General features: G+C 66.4%; 19 protein-coding genes. 5 read left to right on the forward strand and 14 right to left on the reverse strand.

Annotation, left to right across the window (positions count from 1 at the left end; genetic code table 11):
* Positions 1 to 4 precede the first annotated feature (4 nt).
* Genes DD542_RS08765 through DD542_RS08795 form a run of 7 tightly spaced genes read right to left on the reverse strand, consistent with a single transcriptional unit; the run spans position 5 to position 9,474 of the window.
* Complete coding sequence (locus DD542_RS08765; RefSeq protein ID WP_127805146.1) at positions 5 to 448, reverse strand: hypothetical protein; 444 nt, start codon at positions 446 to 448, stop codon at positions 5 to 7.
* Positions 449 to 487: 39 nt separating this feature from the next.
* Complete coding sequence (locus DD542_RS08770) at positions 488 to 1,615, reverse strand: ABC transporter permease (protein WP_127805147.1); 1,128 nt, start codon at positions 1,613 to 1,615, stop codon at positions 488 to 490.
* 2 nt (positions 1,616 to 1,617) lie between these two features.
* Positions 1,618 to 4,383: a ribosome-associated ATPase/putative transporter RbbA gene (rbbA, locus tag DD542_RS08775; RefSeq protein ID WP_127805150.1), complete on the reverse strand. Its 2,766-nt coding sequence runs from the start codon at positions 4,381 to 4,383 to the stop codon at positions 1,618 to 1,620.
* A gap of 24 nt (positions 4,384 to 4,407) precedes the next feature.
* A complete protein-coding gene (locus tag DD542_RS08780; RefSeq protein ID WP_127805152.1) occupies positions 4,408 to 5,481 on the reverse strand; it encodes an HlyD family efflux transporter periplasmic adaptor subunit in 1,074 nt (357 codons plus the stop codon).
* Positions 5,482 to 5,486: 5 nt separating this feature from the next.
* The gene (locus tag DD542_RS08785; RefSeq protein WP_127805154.1) at positions 5,487 to 6,953 is read right to left on the reverse strand and encodes an efflux transporter outer membrane subunit; all 1,467 of its coding nucleotides are present in this window, start codon (positions 6,951 to 6,953) and stop codon (positions 5,487 to 5,489) included.
* 4 nt (positions 6,954 to 6,957) lie between these two features.
* The gene (fabI, locus tag DD542_RS08790) at positions 6,958 to 7,725 is read right to left on the reverse strand and encodes an enoyl-ACP reductase FabI (RefSeq protein ID WP_127805156.1); all 768 of its coding nucleotides are present in this window, start codon (positions 7,723 to 7,725) and stop codon (positions 6,958 to 6,960) included.
* The gene (locus DD542_RS08795) at positions 7,726 to 9,474 is read right to left on the reverse strand and encodes an alpha/beta fold hydrolase (RefSeq protein WP_127805158.1); all 1,749 of its coding nucleotides are present in this window, start codon (positions 9,472 to 9,474) and stop codon (positions 7,726 to 7,728) included.
* A 167-nt stretch (positions 9,475 to 9,641) separates the two neighbouring features.
* On the opposite strand from DD542_RS08795, the gene DD542_RS08800 reads away from it, so the two are divergent.
* Positions 9,642 to 10,298, forward strand: a complete 657-nt coding sequence (locus DD542_RS08800; RefSeq protein ID WP_127805160.1) for a TetR/AcrR family transcriptional regulator — start codon at positions 9,642 to 9,644, stop codon at positions 10,296 to 10,298.
* A 252-nt stretch (positions 10,299 to 10,550) separates the two neighbouring features.
* A complete protein-coding gene (locus DD542_RS08805; protein WP_127805162.1) occupies positions 10,551 to 11,459 on the forward strand; it encodes a LysR family transcriptional regulator in 909 nt (302 codons plus the stop codon).
* 249 nt (positions 11,460 to 11,708) lie between these two features.
* On the opposite strand, the gene DD542_RS08810 is transcribed toward DD542_RS08805, so the two are convergent.
* Positions 11,709 to 12,347 (reverse strand): CoA transferase subunit B, encoded by a 639-nt coding sequence (locus DD542_RS08810; RefSeq protein WP_127805163.1) that lies wholly within the window; start codon positions 12,345 to 12,347, stop codon positions 11,709 to 11,711.
* Between the two features lie 11 nt (positions 12,348 to 12,358).
* On the reverse strand, positions 12,359 to 13,060 hold the full coding sequence (locus DD542_RS08815; RefSeq protein WP_066158291.1) for a CoA transferase subunit A: 702 nt from the start codon (positions 13,058 to 13,060) through the stop codon (positions 12,359 to 12,361).
* 109 nt (positions 13,061 to 13,169) lie between these two features.
* Between DD542_RS08815 and DD542_RS08820 the strand changes: the two genes are divergently transcribed.
* The gene (locus tag DD542_RS08820; RefSeq protein ID WP_127805165.1) at positions 13,170 to 13,730 is read left to right on the forward strand and encodes a LuxR C-terminal-related transcriptional regulator; all 561 of its coding nucleotides are present in this window, start codon (positions 13,170 to 13,172) and stop codon (positions 13,728 to 13,730) included.
* A gap of 13 nt (positions 13,731 to 13,743) precedes the next feature.
* On the opposite strand, the gene DD542_RS08825 is transcribed toward DD542_RS08820, so the two are convergent.
* Both DD542_RS08825 and pcaC read right to left on the reverse strand, forming a co-directional pair.
* Positions 13,744 to 14,727, reverse strand: a complete 984-nt coding sequence (locus DD542_RS08825) for a Bug family tripartite tricarboxylate transporter substrate binding protein (protein WP_066158288.1) — start codon at positions 14,725 to 14,727, stop codon at positions 13,744 to 13,746.
* Positions 14,728 to 14,797: 70 nt separating this feature from the next.
* Positions 14,798 to 15,175, reverse strand: coding sequence for a 4-carboxymuconolactone decarboxylase (pcaC, locus tag DD542_RS08830; protein WP_127805167.1), 378 nt, complete (start codon positions 15,173 to 15,175; stop codon positions 14,798 to 14,800).
* A gap of 82 nt (positions 15,176 to 15,257) precedes the next feature.
* Here pcaC and DD542_RS08835 point away from each other — a divergent pair, with 82 nt between their 5' ends.
* A complete protein-coding gene (locus DD542_RS08835; protein ID WP_127805169.1) occupies positions 15,258 to 15,845 on the forward strand; it encodes a peroxidase-related enzyme in 588 nt (195 codons plus the stop codon).
* Positions 15,846 to 15,930: 85 nt separating this feature from the next.
* On the opposite strand, the gene DD542_RS08840 is transcribed toward DD542_RS08835, so the two are convergent.
* From DD542_RS08840 to DD542_RS08850, 3 genes are read right to left on the reverse strand one after another with little or no spacing between them, the layout of a single operon-like run.
* Entirely contained in the window at positions 15,931 to 16,380 is a 450-nt protein-coding gene (locus DD542_RS08840; RefSeq protein WP_127805172.1) for a thioesterase family protein, read from the reverse strand.
* Positions 16,381 to 16,398: 18 nt separating this feature from the next.
* Positions 16,399 to 17,361, reverse strand: a complete 963-nt coding sequence (locus tag DD542_RS08845) for a DMT family transporter (RefSeq protein WP_241559731.1) — start codon at positions 17,359 to 17,361, stop codon at positions 16,399 to 16,401.
* Positions 17,342 to 18,124 carry an SDR family oxidoreductase gene (locus DD542_RS08850; RefSeq protein ID WP_127805174.1) on the reverse strand — a complete coding sequence of 261 codons (783 nt, stop codon included), beginning with the start codon at positions 18,122 to 18,124 and terminating at the stop codon, positions 17,342 to 17,344. The genes DD542_RS08845 and DD542_RS08850 overlap by 20 nt, the downstream gene beginning before the upstream one ends.
* 139 nt (positions 18,125 to 18,263) lie before the next feature.
* On the opposite strand from DD542_RS08850, the gene DD542_RS08855 reads away from it, so the two are divergent.
* Positions 18,264 to 19,946 (forward strand): electron transfer flavoprotein-ubiquinone oxidoreductase, encoded by a 1,683-nt coding sequence (locus tag DD542_RS08855; protein ID WP_127805176.1) that lies wholly within the window; start codon positions 18,264 to 18,266, stop codon positions 19,944 to 19,946.
* Positions 19,947 to 19,956: the final 10 nt, after the last annotated feature.

A 19,956-nucleotide genomic window follows, 5' to 3' on the forward strand; every position in this document is an offset into this window, starting at 1 on the left:
TGGATCACTCCTTCTGAGCCACTGCGGTCGTGCCTTGCTGCGGCAGCAGCGCGGCCCAAGGTTTGAGCCAATCGGGCACGGCGGCGGCCGTCGGCTGTTCCGCGCCGCTGCGGGTCACGGCGTGCTGCCAGTGGACCAGCGCCTGCTGCACGCCGCTGGCAAAGGCGGACTGGTTCTGCACGGCCTGCTGACCGAGCGTCTGGCTTTCGGCCAGGTGCCGCTGCACCGCGGACGGGAAGGATTCGGCGGGCAGGCGGGTCAGGGCCTGCCAGTCCGCAGCGCCCTGCAAGCCGTCGATGCCGGCCTTGGCTTCGGCCAGACCTTGGGCGGCGCTGCGCTGCAGCAGCTCGCCGTTGCGCTGCGCGTTCTCTAGCAGCAAGCGGCCGAACTCAAGCTGCAACTCGCCGTTGGCCTTGCAAAGGTTCAGGGCAAAATTTTCGTGACTCATGGCGATCTCCAATTCAACAGGAATGACGGTGAAAGGAACTCAGGCCATCTGCGTGATGGTCTTGCGAAAGCGCGCCAGCGAAAGCGCGAACAGCACCGAGCCGATAGCCAGCAGCGCCAGGAATTGCGGCCACACCACGGACAGCCCGGCGCCGCGATACAGGATGGCCTGGGCCATGCTGACGAAGTGGGTGGTCGGGGCCAGCAGCATGATGTCCTGCACCATCTGCGGCATGGATTCGCGCGGCGTGGCGCCGCCCGACAGCAACTGCAGCGGCACCAGCGTGAGCACCAGCAGCAGGCCGAACTGCGGCATGGAGCGCGCCACCGTGGCCATGAAGATGCCCATGGCCGTAGTGGCGAACAGGCTCAGCGCCGAGCCGGCGAGGAACAGCGCCACGCTGCCTTCGATGGGCACTTGCAGCCAGCCTCGCACCACCAGGTTCAGCGACACCCCGGCCGCGAGCAGCACCACCGCCCCCATGGACCAGACCTTGGCCAGCATGATCTCGGTGGGCGTGACGGGCATCACCAAGAGATGCTCGATGGTGCCGTGCTCGCGCTCACGGAGCAGCGCCGCGCCGGTGAGGATGATGGACAGCATGGTCACGTTGTTGATGATCCGCATCACCCCGCCGAACCAGGTCTTGTTCAGCGTTGGATTGAAGCGCGCACGCACTTCCAGGTCCACCGGGGAGCTGCTGGCCGCGCGGTGGCGCTGGGTGAATTCGTTGATTTCGGCGCTCACGATTTGCTGCACGTAGCCGCCACCCGAGAAGGCTTGGCTCATGCGTGTGGCATCCACGTTGAGCTGCAGCTCCACCTTCTTGCCAGCCAGCACGTCGCGCTGAAAGCCCGGCGGGATGGTCAGCGCGAAGGTGGTGGTTCCAGCGTCCATCGCCGGGTCCACCTGCGCGAAGTTCATCATCTGCGGCGGCATGAAATGGGGCGGGTAAAACGCCGAGGCAATGCGTGTGGACAGCGGCGACTGATCTTCGTCGACGATGGCGATCGGAGCCTTGTGCAGCGTCTCGGGCATGGCCGAGGCCGCGGTGTAGACCGACAGCGTGAAGGTGTAGACGATGAGCACAAGCATGACCGGGTCGCGCCACAGGCTCCACAGCTCTTTGACGCCCAGGCGCCAGATGTTTTTCAGATGGTGCGCCATGGCTACTTTTCCTGTTTGGGGAGCGCCCAGATGGCGATACCGATGATCACGGGAATGGCGATCAGCATGGGCCCGAAGGAGCTGCTCAGGTCATGCCAGCCCAGCGCCTTGCTGAAGACGCCGCGGCTGATGGTCACCATGTGGGTGGCGGGGTAGATCTCGCCGATCCAGCGGCCCGCGCCTTCCAGCGAGGACACCGGGTCTGTCAGGCCGGAGAACTGCGTGGCCGGGATCAAGGTGCCCAGCATGGCGAAGAACATGGCGGCGATCTGGCTTCGCGTGACGGCAGAGGCCAGCAGCCCCATGCCGGTGGCAATGATGGTGAACAGCAGGGCCGCCAGCGTGAGCGTGACGAAGCTGCCCTTCATCGGCACCCCGAACACGAACACCGCCAGGCCGCTCATCAGCAGGTAGTTCAGCATGGCCAGCGCCACGTAGGGCAGCTGCTTGCCCAGCAGGAATTCCACCCGCGTCACGGGCGTCACATAGAGGTTGACGATGGAGCCCAACTCCTTTTCGCGCACCACGGCCAGCGCCGTCAGCATGGCCGGGAACATCAGCAGCAGCAGCGGCATCACGGCCGGCACGATGGCCGGCAGGCTCTTCACATCGGGGTTGTAGCGGTAGCGGGTCTCGATGCTCACTTGGCTGCTCAGTTGCTGGCCCGTGCGTTCGCGTACCTGCTCGCTCAGCCACCGCTGGTGCATGCCTTGCACATAGCCCTTGACCGTTTCCGCGCGCGTGGGCATGGCGCCGTCGAACCACGCTCCGATGGCGGTGGCGCGGCCGCTCAGCACATCGCGGCCGAAGTCGGGCGGGATTTCGATGGCCAGCGCGATCTTGCCGGCGCGCATGCGCTGGTCCAGTTCCTCGTAGGAGCGCAGTGGCGCCTGCTCGATGAAGTAGCGCGAGCCCGACAGGCCATGTGTGTAGCTCTGGCTCAAGGTGCTCTGGTCGCGGTCGAGCACGGCGACCGTCAGGTTCTCCACATCCATGTTGATGCCGTAGCCGATCACGATCATCAGCACCAGCGAGCCCACCAGGGCCAGCGCGGCGCGCACCGGGTCGCGCTGCAGCTCCAGCGCTTCGCGCCACAGATAGCTCCACAGGCGCTGCAGGCTGAAGCCCGCGGCGCGCGGACGCGGCTCTGGAGCCGGCGCAGCCGCGGCGCCGGCTGGATCGGCATCAGCCGCTTCCGCCTTGGCGGCCGGCGCGGGCGCCGCTTCGCCCGAGGCTTCCACCAGATAGCCGATGAAGGCTTCCTCCAGCGTGGCGGCGCCGCGCTTAGCCACCAGGGCGGCGGGCGTGTCGGAGTCCAGCACCTTGCCCGCATGCATCATGGACATGCGATCGCAGCGCTCGGCCTCATTCATGAAATGGGTGGAGATGAAGATCGTCACCTGGTCGCGGCGCGACAGCTCCACCAGCAGGCGCCAGAACTGGTCACGGGCGATCGGGTCCACGCCCGACGTTGGCTCGTCCAGGATCAGCAGTTCGGGCTTGTGCACCATGGCCACGGCCAGCGACAGGCGCTGGCGCAGGCCCAGCGGCAGCTTGTCGGGCAGGTCATGGCGCTCTTCGCGCAGGCCAAAGCGCTCCAGCATGTCCTCGACGCGGGCGGAGATCTCGGCCGCCGGCACATCGAACAGCTGGGCGTGCAGCACCAGGTTCTGCAGCACCGTCAGCTCGCCATACAGTGAAAACGCTTGCGACATATAGCCCACGCGCCGTCGCGTGGCGATGTCGCTGGAATCCACTTCGTGGCCAAACAGCCAGGCCCGGCCTTCGCTGGCAGGCAGCAGACCCGTCAGCATCTTCATGGTGGTGGACTTTCCGCAGCCGTTGGAGCCGAGGAAGCCGAAGATCTCGCCGCGGCGGATGCGGAAGTTGACATGGTCCACGGCAACGAAATCGCCAAAGCGCATGGTCAGTTCGCGCGCCTCGATGGCGATGTCGTCCTCGCGGGTCTGCAGCGGCGGGATCACCACGGCGGCGTGGCCGCGTTTCTTGTCCTCGGGCAGCAGCGCGATGAAAGCCGCCTCCAGCGACTGCGTGCCCGTGCGCGCAAGCAGCTCACCGGGGGTACCGGTGTCGAGCACCCGGCCATCGTCCATGGCCACCAGCCAGTCGAAGCGCTGGGCCTCGTCCATGTAGGCCGTGGCTACCACCACGCTCATCTGCGGGCGGAGGGCGCGGATGCGGTTGATCAGCTCCCAGAACTGAGCGCGGGCCAACGGATCGACGCCCGTGGTGGGCTCGTCCAGGATCAGCAAGTCGGGATCATGGATCAGCGCGCAGCACAGGCCGAGCTTTTGCTTCATGCCACCCGAGAGCTTACCCGCGGGGCGGCCCAGGAACTTGCGCAGGCCGGTGCTCTGCGTCAGGTCATCGATGCGCCGGCGGCGTTCAGCGGCGTCGTGCCCGAACAGGCGCGCAAAGAACTGCAGGTTCTCTTCGACCGACAAGGTGGGATAGAGGTTCTTACCCAGGCCCTGCGGCATATAGGCAATGCGTGGGCACACGGCATTGCGGTGCCTGCGGCGGGCCATGTCGCCGCCCAGCACGAGCACCTGCCCGTGCTGCACGGCACGTGCGCCCGCCACCAGCGACAGCAGACTGGATTTGCCGACGCCGTCAGGGCCAATGAGGCCCACCATGCCGCCCGCGGGGACGTCCAGCGTGATGCCGCGCAGCGCTTCGGTCTTGCCGTAGCGCTGGCGCACATCGTGCAGGGAGATGACCGGGGTTGAATTGCTTGCAGAAGCCATGAAGCCGAGCCTTCCGCCGCGCCGTCAGGGCGCAACCCTGGTTTGCAGCTTGGCCGGCCACTCGCTGTGCGGGTCGAGCTTGATCCAGGCCTCGCCCGGCAGACCCGTCTTGACCTGCTCCAGGTGCTTTTGCAGCAACTCGGGTGCAATGCGCGCCTTCACGCGGAACATCAGCTTCTGGCGTTCGCTGGCGGTTTCGACCGTCTTGGGCGTGAACTGGGCCGTACTGGCCACGAAGGACACCTGGGCGGGAATCACGAACTGGGGCGCGGCGTCGAGCACGATGCGCACCTCCGAGCCCAGCGCCACGCGGCCGGCCGCGGTCTCGGGCAGGAAGAAGCTCATGTAGACGTCGGACAGGTCGACTAGGTTCAGCACCTTGCCGCCGGCGCCCAGCACCTCGCTGGGCTGGGCCAGGCGGAACTGCACGCGGCCGTCGCGCGGTGCCTTCAGCTGGCTGTCGTCGATTTCGGCCTGGATGCGCTCCAGCGTGGCATCGATGGCTTGGACCTGGGACTGCGCGCTGGTGACCTGCATGCGTGCGGCGGCGACGGCGGCATCGGCCGAATCGGCCTGCGCCTGCACAGAGGCAATCGCGGCTTCGGCGCTGCGCGTGCGAGCACGGTCGTCGTCCAGCGTCTGCACCGAGGCTGCACCTTCCTTTGTCAGGGTCTCCGAACGTGCCAGCCGGCGCTTGGCAGCGTCGAACTCGGCCTCGGCCTGGCGCATCCGGGCCAGCTGGGCCGTCTTGTCGCTCTGGCGCATGACCACCTGGGCCTGCGCGCTGGCGACGGCGGCCAGGGTCTGCTGGCGCTGGGCCTTGGCCTCGCGCAGCTGCGCGTTCAGCGTCTGCACCTGCATGGTGGCCAGCACCTGGCCTGCCTTTACGAAGGCTCCTTCGCTGACCAGGATATTGTCGACGCGCCCTGCCAGCTTGGTCGCCACGTCGACTTCGGTCGCCTCGATGCGGCCGTTGCCGTGCAGTAAGGCGCCGTCGTCTTTGCCGCCTTTGTACTTCTGCCATGTGTACCAGGCACCCGCAGCCAGCGCTATCGCAATGCCGACGGTAATCAGTTTCTTTTTCAATGCGTTGTCCATGGTTTTCAGTGGGTTGTGGGTGCTGCGGCAGAGGCAGGAAGGGTGGGAGAAGCCAGCAGTGGCGCATCGGGCAGCGCTTGTGCGCCACCGCCCAGTGCGCGGTACAGGGCGACTTGGCTGGCCAGCAGCGCGCGGCGGGTTTGAACCAGTTGCTGCGCGGCGGAGATCAGCGAGCGCTCGGCGTCGAGCACATCCAGAAAGCTGGTGGCGCCGTTGTCATAGGCCAGGCGCGACAGGCGGGCGCGTTCCCGCTGCACGGCCAACGCTTCGCGCTGAACCTGCACCTGCTCGGCGAGCCAGCGGCGTGCCGACAGCGCGTCGGCTACGTCGCGGAAGGCGGCCTGCACGGCCTGCTCGTACTGCACCACGGCCAGGTTCCGGCGTACTTCGGCCAGGTCGAGATTGGCCTGATTGCGCCCCCCGTCGAAGATCGGCAGGGAGAGGCTGGGCGCGAAGCTCCAGGCACGGTTGGCCCCTTTGAACAGGCCATCCAGTTCGTTGGAGGCCGTGCCGCCGAAGGCCGTCAGCCGGATGCTGGGGAAGAAGGCCGCCCGGGCGGCGCCAATCTGCGCGTTGGCGGCCCGCAACTGGTGTTCGGCCGCCGCGAGGTCGGGGCGCTGCAGCAGCAACTCCGATGGCAGGCCGGCCTGCATCGGTGTCAACTGCCAGACCGCCTCGGCCTGGGCCGGGGTCTGCATCGGCGGCAATTCAGCCGGACTGCCCAACAGCAGATCCAGCGCATGGGCCTGCTGGTCGCGCAGCTGCTGCAGCTGGACAACCAACGAATCCGCCTGCGCCACCAGGGTCTGCACCTGCGTCAATTCCAGTCGCGATGCAGAACCAACCTCGAAGCGGCGTGTGAAGATGCGCAGGGATTCGCGCTGGCTGGCCGCACTCTCCTGCGCCAGGCGCAGGCGTTCGTCCACCTCGCGCAGGCCCAGGTAGGTATCGGCCACCTGCGCGATCAGGCTGAGCGTGGTGGCGCGACGGGCCGCGTCCGTGGCCAGGAAGCTTTGCAGCGCCGCCTCGTTGAGGCTGGCGAGGCGACCCCAAAAGTCGAGCTCCCAGCTGCTGACACCCAGGCCGACCTGGAACTGGCTGGCGGTGATGGCGTGGCCGGTGAGGCTCAGGTCGGCGGGGGTGCGGGCGCGCGCCGCCTCGGCGGACAGGCCCAGCGTGGGGTAGCGTGCGCTGCGCTGGATGCCGTAGGCGGCCTGCGCCTCCTGCACGCGCAGCACGGCCGTGCGCAGGTCGTGGTTGTGCGCCAGCGCCTGCTCGATCAGCCGCTGCAGCGCGGAGTCGGTGAAGTAGCCGCGCCACTCGAGCGCGGCGGCAGCAGCAGCAGCGGGCGCCATGCCGGCGCCGTACTGTGCGGGTAGTGGCACGGCTGGGCGTTCGTAGGAAGGCGCCATCGAGGCGCAACCGGCCAGCAGCAGAGCGCTGGCCAAAGGGATGAGTCGGGATATCAGCATGCGTTCAACCGAGGATGTGGTAGCCGGCGTCCACGTAGAGCGTGCTGCCGGTAATGGCCTTGGCGCCATCGCCGGCCAGAAAAGTGCACAGTGCACCAACTTCGTCAATGTCCACCAAGCGGCGCAAAGGCGCGCGCTGCACGGCCTCTTGCAGCAGAGCATCGAAATCGGGGATGCCCGAGGCCGCGCGCGTGGCCAGCGGGCCTGGCGAGATGGCATTGACACGGATACCCTTGGGCCCGAGCTCGGCTGCCAGGTAGCGCGTGCTGGCCTCCAGCGCGGCCTTCACCGGCCCCATGAGGCCGTAGCCCGGGATCACTTCTTCCGCGCCCACATAGCTCATGGTCATCAGGCTGCCGCCCTGCGGCATCAGCGGCTCGGCCAGATGCGCCATGCGCGCAAAGGAATGGCAGGAGATGTCCATGGCCCGCGCGAAGCCCTCGCGCGAGCTGTCGACCACGCGGCCGTGCAGATCGCTCTTGGGTGCGAACGCGATGGAGTGCAGCACGAAGTCCAGCTGGCCCCATCGCTGCGCGATGGCGGCGAACACGGCCTCCATCTGGCCGGCTTGCTCGACGTCCAGCGGCAGCGTGATGGGGGCCTGCAGTTGCTGCGCCAAGGGCTCGACATGCGGGCGGGCCTTGTCGTTGAACCAGGTGAGGGCCAGTTCGGCGCCGGCATCGCGCAGGGCGCGTGCGCAGCCCCAGGCGATGCTCTTGTCGTTGGCGACGCCGACGACCAGGCCTTTCTTGCCTTGCAATGCGCCTGCCATTTACTTTTCCAGGACGTAGCTGCCGGGTGCATCGGCGGTGGCCGGGTAGGCGCTGCTGCCCATACGCGGCGGTTTGACTTGGGCACCCGAACGCGCGGCCAGCCATTGCTGCCAAGCCGGCCACCAAGAGCCCCGCACGGTGGAAGCCGCAGCCAGCCATTCATCCGGCGCCAGATAGGTACCCCCGGCCTCGCGCGTCAGCCACTGGTACTGGCGTTTCGACGTCGACACTGGGGGGTTGACGATGCCTGCGTTGTGGCCGCCGCTGGTCAGCACGAACGTGATCTCGGCCGGGCACAGGTAGTGCAGCTTGTGCACCGAGCGCCAGGGCGCGACATGGTCCGTGGCGGTACCCACCATGAAGGTCGGGAGTGTCAGGCTACCCAGCGAGACTGGACGGCCATCGACCGGATAACGGCCCTCGCTGAGGTCGTCGTTCAGGAACAGCCGCCGCAGGTACTGCGAATGCATGGTTGCCGGCATGCGCGTGGTGTCGGCGTTCCACGCCATCAGGTCGTTGAAACCGCTGCGGTCGCCGAGCAGGTAGTCGTGCACCAGGCGTGACCACAGCAGGTCGTAGGAGCGCAGCATCTGGAACGCGCCAGCCATCTGGCTGGCCTTCAAATAGCCGGTCTTGGCCATCTGCGCTTCGAGCAGGCTGACCTGGCTCGCGTCGATGAACAGACCCAGCTCGCCGGGCTCACTGAAATCGGTTTGTGCGGCAAAGTAGCTGGTGCTGGCTAGGCGCGTGTCGCCGTCGCGGGCCATGGCGGCGGCCGCGATGGCCAGCAGCGTGCCGCCCAGGCAGTAGCCGGTGGCATGCACCTTGCGCTTGGGAACGATGGCGTTGACGGCATCCAGCGCGGCGTGAAAGCCGTCGCGAAGGTAGTCGTCCATGCCCAGGTCGCGCTCGGCCTCGCCGGGATTCTTCCAGGAAATGCAAAATACGGTGTGGCCTTGATCCACGAGGTACTTCACCAGCGAGTCATGCGGCGACAGGTCGAGGATGTAGTACTTCATGATCCAGGCCGGAATCAGCAGCACCGGCTCGGCGTGCACCAAGCCGGTGGCGGGCGCGTACTGGATCAGCTCCATCACGCGATTGCGCAGCACCACCTGGCCGGGCGTGACAGCGACATCGCGGCCGACCGTGAAGCCGGTCTCCGGCCCGGTTCCAGTGACGGCCTGCTGCAGATCCTCGACCAGATGCTGCGCGCCACGCACGAGATTGGCGCCGAGTTCCTCGACCGTCCGGCGCAGCGCCAACGGATTGGTCGCCAATCGGTTGCCGGGCGAGAACATGTCTAGCCACTGCCGGGCCCAGAACGAGACCATGTTCTCGTGATGCCGGTCGACGCCACTCACGCCATGTGTCGCCGCATCCCACCACTGTTCGGTCAACAGGAAGGATTGCTGCCAGAGACAGAACGGCCATTTCCGCCACGCCGGATCAACGAAGCGTCGGTCTTGTGCCGGCGGCTCCACCAGCACCTGCTCATGGTCCGGTGCGGCTTGCAGGCGCGCGCGCATGTACTGACTTAGCGCCTGGGCTTGCGTGCCGGCCAACTGCGCCAGCGCCATCTGCTTGCCGGGCGAGTTGGCCAGGTGCACGGCCCAGTCCTGCCAGGCCAGCAGCGCCGAGGCCGGCGAGAGCCCGCCAGAGGCTCGGGCCAGCAGGGCGTGGGCCTGCGCGTCAAGACGATCCGCCAGCGTCGCGCCTGGCAATGAGGATGTGGTTGCAGAGGTCATGGGTAGGATCTTGGGACTTTCCCGGAGGATGAATTTGACATATATCAATCGATCATCTTTTAAATACCGACTGGCCGGTCAGTAGTATATTGTTGCATGACCACGATGACAAGGCGAACAGTCGCCGGGGTAAGGCGTCGGCTTCTTCTTATCTAGCACACACCACCATGATCAGAAACGATATCTCGGCAGCATCGCCCGGCGTCAGCGAGCCATGCCCGCCGCGCCGGCGCCTGCCTGCAGTCACTCGCGTCACGCAGATCCTCGACGCAGCGCTGCATGTGTTCTCCGACAAGGGCTTCGCATCCGCACGCCTGGACGACATCGCCGCGGCCACGGGTCTGTCCAAAGGCGGCGTCTACACGCATTTCGCCAGCAAGGAGGAGATCTTCGGCGCACTGCTCAAGCGCCTAGTCCAGCCTGTGCCGGCCGCCCCCGAGCCTTTGGCGGACGACGAACCCGTGACCGTGGACCTGCTAGTGCGCCGTGTCGTGGAACCGATGTACCAATCCCTCGGTGATCCCTCAGTGCTGCAGGCCGTGCGCTTGCTGCTGGCTAACGGCACGCGCGTGCCGCAGGCCTTCGACCAATGGCACCAGACCATGTTTGAGCCGCACATCGCCGATGTGGCGCGCCTGCTCCAGCGTGGTGTCCGGCAGGGCACGCTGCGTCGCAGTGCTATTACGCATGCACCGCGGCTGATCCTGTCGCCTGGCATACATGCAATGCTCGACGGCGTGGTCCGCGGCCCGGTGGCCCCTGATGCGATAGCCGAATGGAAACGCCTTCATGTAGCGATGCTACGGGAGCTGCTGACGCCATAACGTGGCTTTGTCGCTCGGGGCTTGGAATATTCGCTTGGTGGAATGGAGGGCCTTTGGGCAGAAACCAAGCATTCAAAACTGATGTTTGGGTCGATACAGGTGAGGTCTGTGGTGTTGATGGAATAAGGAGGACTGTGGCGAATTTGCTCCCTAAGCAGAGCCGGAACCTCTTTCCCATCATTGCAGGAGAGAGCGAGGCGCAATCCGCATGACGTGGACGCAGGCCGAGAACGGGGCGAACAGGAGGCCGCATTGGAACTTAGACTACTGCGCTATTTCGTTGCGGTCGCGGAAGAACTGCATTTCGCGCGAGCGGCGGAGCGCCTTGGCGTCGAGCAATCGCCCGTGTCACGCGCGATGCGCCATCTCGAAGCCACGCTCGGCGTGCAGTTGTTCGACCGCAGTGCAAACCAGACGCGACTGACCAGGGCCGGTCAAGTGTTCCTTGGTGAGTGCCGGCGCGTGCTGGCTACCGTGGAGCAGGCGGTGAGTGCCGCAAAGGCGGCGGCACAGGGCTATCAGGGCTACCTGCGCATCGCCATCTGCGACAGTTTGGCACAGCCCCACATTGCCACCTTGCTGGCGCGCAGCCGCGAGGAAGAACCCGAGCTGGAGATTCGCGTCTTCGAGCTGCCTTTCGCGCAGCAGCTCAAGGGCCTGCACAACGATCTGCTGGACATCGGCTTTGCGCTCTCGGATGCGGTGAATGATGGCCTCGTCGCCGTGCCTGTTTGGACCGATCCGCTATCAGTAATCGTGCCCGTGCGCCACCCCTTGCTTGTGCATGCGGAAGTGCCGCTGGAGGAAGCCTTGAAGTTTCCGCTGGTGCTGTGCCATCCCGACGCGGGATCGGGCTGCCACCATCAGATCCAGGCAGTGCTTCAAGGTGCGTCCAAGCCGCTCAAGCTGGTAGATCAGGTGACGAGCTTAGGCGTGATGCTGACTCTGGTCGGTGCCGGTTACGGCATCGGTTTCGCCATTGCTTCGCAGGTGCAGACCCTGAACCGCCCCGACATAACCGTCCGCCCCTTGGCCGGTACGCCACCCATGCTGTCCACCTACCTGCTGCGCCGCGGCGCCGAACCCTCTGAACCCATGAGGCGGTTCCTGCAGCGCGCACACGAGGAGTTCCTGCTAAAAGGAGATGAGCCGGCCTCGTGACGTTGAGCGCTGGGGTACATTGGCTATTGCTGGCTGTCCATGGCTCGCACTGGACTTGCTCGGAGCGCGCGTTGACCAAGCGTGGTTTTTCAGTCCATAATTATGTCCATCTCGGTTCGCCGAGTGCGGAAAACTCGTTATCAATCAACGAGTTGGGAACACGATAAGGTTCCCTTCACCCGCTCCAGAATGACAAAGGCCCCGCTGCGCAAGCAGCGGGGCCTTTGGCTTTGTGGGCCGAGCAGGGGATCAGATCAGCGGCACGCCGGTCTTGCTCTGGATCTCCTCGCGCGTCACGCCGTCGGCCAGCTCCACCAGCTTCAGACCCTCGGGCGTCACGTCCATCACGCCCAGGTCGGTGATGATGCGGTCGACCACGCCCTTGCCGGTCAGCGGCAGGGTGCACTCGGGAAGGATCTTCAGGTCGGTGCTGCCGTCCTTCTTCCTGGCCACGTGCTCCATCAGCACGATCACGCGCGGCACGCCGGCCACCAGGTCCATGGCCCCGCCCATGCCCTTGACCATCTTGCCGGGGATCATCCAGTTGGCCAGGTCGCCCGTGCCGGTGACCTGCATGGCGCCCAGGATGGACAGGTTGATCTTGCCGCCGCGGATCATGGCGAAGCTCTCGTGGCTGCCGAAGATCGACGAACCCTTGATGGTGGTCACCGTCTGCTTGCCGGCGTTGATCAGGTCGGCGTCCACCTCGTCCTCATAGGGGAAGGGGCCGATGCCCAGCATGCCGTTCTCGCTCTGCAGCCACACCTCGACGTGGTCGGGCACGTGGTTGGCCACCAGCGTCGGGATGCCGATGCCGAGGTTCACATAGAAACCGTCCTGCAGTTCCTGGGCCGCACGTGCGGCCATCTGGTCTTGGGTCCATGCCATGTTCGTGCTCCTTACTTGCGGTCGCGGGTGGTGCGCTTCTCGATGCGCTTCTCGGGCGTCGGGTTGTGCACGATGCGGTGCACGTAGATGCCGGGCAGGTGCACGTCGTCCGGAGCGATCTCGCCGGTGGCGACGATGCGCTCGACCTCGACGATGCAGACCTTGCCGGCCATGGCCGCGGCCGGGTTGAAGTTGCGCGCCGTCAGGTTGAAGCGCAGGTTGCCCGAGCGGTCGGCCACGTCGGCCTTGACCAGCGCCACCTCGGGGAACAGCGCGTGTTCCATCACGTAGGTCTCGCCGTTGAACTCGCGCAGCTCCTTGCCCTCGGCCACGATGGTGCCGACGCCGGTCTTGGTGAAGAAAGCCGGGATGCCGGCACCGCCGGCGCGCAGCTTCTCGGCCAGCGTGCCCTGGGGCGTGAATTCCAGTTCGAGTTCGCCGGCCAGGTACTGGCGCTCGAACTCCTTGTTCTCGCCCACGTAGGACGAGATCATCTTCTTGATCTGGCGCGTTTGCAGCAGCTTGCCCAGACCGAAGTCGTCCACGCCGGCGTTGTTGGAAATGGCGGTCAGGTTCTTCACGCCCGAATCGCGCAGGGCGTCGATCAGGGCCTCGGGAATGCCGCAGAGGCCGAAACCGCCGACTGCTATCAGCTGGCCGTCGGCCACCACGCCCTTGAGGGCTTCGGCCGCGCTGGGATAGATCTTGTTCACGTGAAAAGACTCCAGTGGTTGAACAAACAGGGATCGAGAAATCGGGTGGCGGAACGATACTACGTATCCACATACGTAGTTTGACCTAAGGACCAACCCGCACACACCCATGGACCAGATCGACTACCGCCTCGCCTTCGACCTGGCCCCGGTGGGCCTGGCACTCTCGCGCCAGCGCACCATGGTGGACTGCAACCAGGCCCTGTGCGAGATGTTCGGCGCCACGCGCGAACAGCTCGTGGGGCAGAGCTTCCTCATCCTCTACCCCAGCGCCGACGAGTACGAGCGCACCGGCGCGCGCATCGTTCCCATCCTGGGCCGCGGCGGCACCTACGCGGACGAACGCATCATGCAGCGGGTGGACGGCCGCTTCAAGGGCGAGACCTTCTGGTGCCACGTGACCGGCCGCGCGCTGGACCCGGCCGACCCGCACGCCGCGGGCATCTGGACCTTTGAAGACCTGAGCGCGCGCCGGCCGGTGGGCGCTGCGCTGACCCCGCGCGAGCGCGAGGTGGCCGCCTGCCTGATGGACGGCCTGACCAGCAAGGAGATCGGCAAGCAGCTGGGCATCAGCCACCGCACTGTGGAGATCCACCGCGCGCGGCTGATGCGCAAGTACCAGGCGCACAGCACGCCCGATCTTGTCCATCGACTGATCGCGGGAAGCTGAAGCCCGCAACAGTTCACTGGGGCTGGTAGCCCGAGTCCTTGATGATCCTCGCCCACACCTCGCGGTAGGCCGTCTCGCGCTTGCCGAGCTCGGCACCGCTCATGTAGCCCACGGTCAGGCCCATGGCGGTCAGCCGGTCCTTCACGTCGGCCTGCGCGATCACCTTCTGCAGCGCGGCAGCCAGCTTGTCAAGTTCGGCCTTGGGCGTGCCAACGGGCGCGAACAGACCGTAGTACGGCACTTCCTCGAAGCCCTTGATGCCCAGTTCGGTGAAGGTCGGCACCTCGGGCAGTGCGGCCTGGCGCTGAGTGCCCATGACGGCGGCCACGCGCAGCTTGCCGGCCTTGTGGTTCTCGATGAAGTCGGGCACCGAGCCCACGCCGGCCGGGATGGTGTTGCCCAGCATGTCGGCCATCATGGGCGCGCTGCCACGGTAGGGTGCCGCCACCAGGTCCAGCCCGAACTGCTTGCCAATCACCTGCACCGCGAACTGCGGCGTGGACGCGGGCGCCGGGATGCCCATGGTCGCCTTGCCGCCAGCCGCCTTCACGCCGTCGATCCAGGCCTTGAAGTCGCGCGCCGGCGTGCCGCCCGACAGCGCCACCGCGTTCACGAAGGTGGCGAAACCGGCCACCGGCACGAAGTCCTTGGCCGGGTCGAAGCCCGGATTCTTCATCGTCAGCGGCAGGATGGACACGCTGTGGTCGTGGCTCAGGAACAGGGTGTGGCCATCGGGCGCGGCCGCCTTGAGCGCCTGCGCCGCCAGCTGGCCGCCCGCGCCGGCCTTGTTGTCCACCACCACGCTGCTGCCCAGCTCGGCCTGCAGGCGCTCGGCCAGGATGCGGGCGATGGCGTCGGTGCCACCACCCGCCGGAAAACCGACCAGGATTCGGGTGGTTGGCGCCTGTGCGTGTGCCGTGAACGGCGACAGCAGGGCCGATGAAGTGGCAATCGCAGCGAACGTGCGCAGCATCCATGAACGGCGGCTTGAGGTCATGACAAACTCCTTCTGATTGAACGACGTTTAAAAAATTGACATTTGTTTGATTCTTTGAGCCATCCAGGCATCACAGACCGTCCACCGGGACCACCTCGGCCGCAGTGCGGAAGGCCTCCACCGCCGTGGGAATGCCGCAGTAGACGGCGGCGTGCAGCAGGACCTCCTGGATCTCTGCCGGCGTTGCCCCGTTGTTGAGCGCGCCGCGCACATGGCCCTTGAGCTCGTGCTGCTTGCCCAGTGCGGTCAGCATGGCGACCGTGATCAGGCTGCGGGTCTTGCGGTCCAGGCCAGGCCGCTGCCAGACGTCGCCCCAAGCGGCGCGCGAGATGTGGTCCTGGATCGGCTGGGTGAAGGGGGTGGTGCCCGCCAGGGCGCGGTCGACAAAGTCGTCTCCCATCACCTCGCGGCGGGTCTGGAGACCTCGGTGGTACTGCTCGTCTTGCATGATTTGTTCCCCAGGTGTCAGAGTCGGTTCAACGCGCGAGGATAAGCTGGCCTTTTGCCCAGAACCCGACCGGAGACAAAACATGAGCGAGCGCTACCCCCTGCCCGACCTGAACAGCCTGCCCGACGACCTCAAAGCCAAGATCCTGGAGGTGCAGGAGAAAGCAGGCTTCGTGCCCAACGTCTTCCTGGCGCTGGCCCGCCGCCCGGCCGAATGGCGCGCCTTCTTCGCCTACCACGATGCGCTGATGGTCCCTGAGTCGGTGGGCCGCACCTCCGGCCTGAGCAAGGGCGACCGCGAAATGATCGTCACCGCCACCAGCGCCGCCAACCACTGCCTGTACTGCGTGGTCGCGCATGGCGCCATCCTGCGCATCTACGAGAAAAAGCCGCTGGTGGCCGACCAGGTGGCGGTGAACCACCGCAAGGCCGACATTCCGCCGCGCCAGCGCGCCATGCTCGACTTCGCGATGAAGGTCTGCCTGGCCTCGCACGAGATCGACGACGCGGATTTCAAGGCCCTGGCCGCCCACGGTTTCAGTGATGAGGACGCCTGGGACATCGCCGCCATCACCGCGTTCTTCGGCCTGTCCAACCGCATGGCCAGCTTCAGCGGAATGATGCCCAATCCCGAGTTCTATCTGATGGGGCGCACGCCAAAGCAGAAATAGTGCCCCCACGCTCCGCCGCTGCGCGGGTCGCTGCCCCCACGGGGGCTGATCCGGCTTGGGGCGGCCCGGCGCCGGACCGCCGTCTTCAGCGCCCCAGCAGCGGCGGGTGGCCGGCGCCTTCGATCAGGGCGCGGGCTTGGTCGGACATGGGCACCGACTTCTGCCTGGGGAAGTCCACCCACACCACCGTCGCACCGCCATTGGCGCAGACCGTGACCGGGTCGTCGGTGCGCAGCATCTCGTGGAAAGTGTCGAACGAGGTTCTGCCCATCGTGCCGACATAGGTGCGCACCAGCACGTCGCCCGGGAACTCGAACTGCCGGATGAAGTTGCAGAAGGCGTTGACGATCACCGGCCCCTCGCCCTGCGGGTCGGCCGGCAGGCCCAGGCCGAAGAACCAGTCCAGCCGCGCAATCTCCATGTAGCGGAAATAGATCGTGTTGTTGACGTGCCCCATGGCGTCCATGTCGCCCCAGCGGATAGGCACCACGATTTCATGCACCAGGCGTTTCTCGGCAGGCAGTTCGAGTTTCATGGGTTGTCCTTGTCATGTTCAGCGGTGGGCGCGGATGGAGGCCAGGATGCCGGCCACGAACAGCACGCAGGCCAGCAGCTGCGCGGTGGCCGGCCAGTCGCCGCTCCAGGCGAAGGCGTAGATCAGCGCAAACACGGTCTCGCTCACCACCAGCTGGCCGGCCAGGCTGGTGCTCAGCCGGCGGCTGGCGACGTTCCACATCACCGAAGCGATCCAGGCCGAACCGATGCCGGTGAAGGCGCACACGAACACGAACCGGCCGAAGCCAGGCCGGCCGGTCACTTCGGCCCAGCCGGTGCCCCAGCCCAGCCACAGCAACAGCCCGCCGAGCCCGGCGGCCAGACCCAGCCAGTTGGCCCAGGCGGTGGACTTCACCCCGGGGTGGCGGCGGATCCAGCGGGCGTTGAGCATGCCGAAGGCCAGCCAGCTGAGCATGGCGCCTGCGGCCAGCAGCACGCCGCGCCAGAAGTTGCCAGCGCCGGAGGCGTTCACTTCTTCCGAGGTGGCGTCCATCATCAGCACCATGCCGGCCGCCGTGAGCAGCAGCCCTGGCAGCAGCGCCGCCCAGCGCAGGTGCGCGGGTTTGCCCAGCAGCATCATCCAGACCGGCAGCGTGCCGATGATCAGTGCCGGCAGCGCCGCGCCGGCGTCGGCAATGCCGTAGACCAGCAGCAGGTAGTAGCCGGTGTAGCCCAGCACGCTGAGCCACAGCGCTGCGCCGGCCTGGGCCGCATCGGGCCACTGCCCGGCGCGCTGTCCTGATGGCATGCGCAGCGTCTGCCACAGCATCCAGGCCAGCGAGAACAGGCCGCAGGCGATGAAGCGCCCCGCCGTGTAGTCCACCGACGAATACCCGGGCGCCACCAGCGGTGCCACAAAGGTCGTGCCCCAGAAGGCCCCTGCTCCCAGCCCGGCTGCGATGCCCGCCGCCATGCCGGGCGGCAGGCCCGACAGCGCGCGGTCAGACACCGAAGCCGTCATCTGCCGCAATCACTGCACCGTTCACAAAGTGGCTCTCGTTGGACGCCAGCATCACCAGGAGCGCATCCAGATCGGCCGGCTGACCCACGCGCTTGCGCGGCAGCATGCCAATCAGCTTCTGGCCCTGTTCGGTCTGCCAGTGGTGGTGGTTGATCTCGGTGTCGATGTAGCCCGGGCAGATGGCGTTCACGTTGATGCCGAACTTGCCCCACTCCACGGCCATCGCCTTGGTCATCTGCACCACGGCCGCCTTGCTCATGCAGTACACGCCGATCTGCGGCAGCACCTTGAGCCCCGCCATCGACGCGATGTTGATGATGCGGCCACCGACGAAAGTACCGGGCGCCGCGCCCTTGGCGCGCGCCAGCATGCGTTTGGCCACTTCCTGGGCGACGAAGAAGGCGCCCTTGGTGTTGGTGTTGAAGACGTAGTCGTAGTCCTCTTCGGCCACATCCTGCAGGCGCTGCGTGGTGCTCACGCCCGAGTTGTTCACCAGGATGTCGATCGGGCCGACCTCGGTCTCGGCGTGGGCCACGGCCGCCCTGATCGAGGCGGTGTCGGTCACGTCCAGCGCCACCACATGCGCATCGCCTCCCTCGGCCTCGATGTGCGCGCGCAGGGCCATGAGGCGGTCGGTGCGGCGGCTGGCCAGCACGACGGCGGCACCGGCCTTGGCGAGGGTCTTGGCGAACTGTTCGCCCAGGCCGCCGGAAGCGCCGGTGATGAGGGCCACGCGGCCCGAAAGGTCGATCTGGTAGGTCACGGGATAATCTCCGGGCAGGTGCAAATTAGCACGATCGTTCGATTTTCTGGCGCCGCAGCAATAGAATGCTGTCCGCCCGACGACAGACGCCGCGCCAGGTGGCGGCAAAAGTACAAAACCATTATCCGCGAGACCCCCCATGACCTCTGAAGAAATCCTTGCCCAGTTCGGCCCGCGCGAAGCCATGGAATACGACGTGGTGATCGTCGGCGGAGGGCCCGCTGGCCTGGCCACCGCCATCCGCCTCAAGCAGCTGGCCACCGAAAAAGGCAGCGAGGTCAACGTCTGCGTGCTCGAGAAAGGCTCGGAGCCCGGCGCCCACATCCTCTCGGGCGCCGTGATGGACCCCAGGGCCATCACCGAACTGTTCCCGAACTGGAAGGAACTGGGCGCCCCGCTGAACCAGCCCGTCACCGGCGACGACCTGCTGGTGCTGTCCGAAACCGGCGCGCAGCGCACGCCCGACTGGCTGATGCCGCGCAACTTCCACAACGAGGGCTGCTACGTGATCAGCCTGGGCGCGGTCACCAAGTGGCTCGGCGAGCAGGCCGAAGCCCTGGGCGTGGAGATCTTCCCCGGCTTCGCCGCGGCCGAGGTGCTCTACAACGACGACGGTTCGGTCAAGGGCGTGGCCACCGGCAACCTCGGTGTGGGCAAGGACGGCGAGCCCATGGACAGCTTCCAGATCGGCATGGAGCTGCACGCGAAGTACACCGTGTTCGCCGAAGGCGCGCGCGGCCATCTGGGCAAGCAGCTGATCGCCAAATACAAGCTGGACGAAGGCAAGGACGCTCAAACGTTTGCCATCGGCATCAAGGAACTGTGGGAAGTGCCGGCCGACAAGGCCAAGCCCGGCCTGGTGGTGCACACCGCTGGCTGGCCGCTGAACGACGACGCCTTCGGCGGCGGTTTCCTCTATCACCTCGAAGGCAACAAGGTCACGCTCGGCTATGTGATCGGCCTGGACTACCAGAACCCCTGGCTCTCTCCGTTCGAAGAGATGCAGCGCTGGAAGACCCACCCGGCCATCAAGGCCCACATCGAAGGCGGCAAGCGCCTGGGCTACGGCGCACGTGCGCTGAACAATGGCACGCCGCAGGCCCTGCCCAAGACCGTGTTCCCGGGCGGTGCGCTGGTCGGCTGCGACGCCGGCTTCCTCAATGCCGCGCGCATCAAGGGCAGCCACGCGGCCATCAAGAGCGGCATGCTCTGCGCCGAAGCCGCCTTCGAGGCCGTGGCCGCGGGACGCCAGTCGGACGAACTCACCGCGTTCGAGACCGGTTTCAAGGCCAGCTGGCTGCACGAGGAACTCTGGACCTACCGCAACTTCAAGAACTGGTTCAAGAAGAGCCCGCTCATGGGCAAGCTCATGACCGGCGTCGAGCACTGGTTCCTGCCCAAGGTGGGCGTGAGCGCGCCGCCCTGGACGCTGCACAACACCGTCAAGGACCACACCAAGCTCAAGCCTGCGGCCGAGTGCCCCAGGATCAGCTACCCGAAACCGGACGGCGTGATCACCTTCGACCGCCTCTCCAGCGTGTTCGTCAGCAACACCAACCACGAAGAGCAGCAGCCGGCGCACCTGACGCTCAAGGACGCCGGCGTGCCGGTGAAGATCAACCTGGCGAAGTACGCCGGCCCCGAGAGCCGCTACTGCCCGGCCGGCGTGTACGAGTTCGTCGAGAAGGACGGGCAGGACCAGCTGGTCATCAACGCGCAGAACTGCGTGCACTGCAAAACCTGCGACATCAAGGACCCCACACAGAACATCGTCTGGGTCACGCCCGAAGGCGGGGGCGGTCCGAACTACGCCGGCATGTGAGCCCTGTGGC

This window comes from Hydrogenophaga sp. NH-16, from assembly GCF_004006415.1.
Taxonomy (GTDB): Bacteria; Pseudomonadota; Gammaproteobacteria; order Burkholderiales; family Burkholderiaceae_C; genus Hydrogenophaga; species Hydrogenophaga pseudoflava.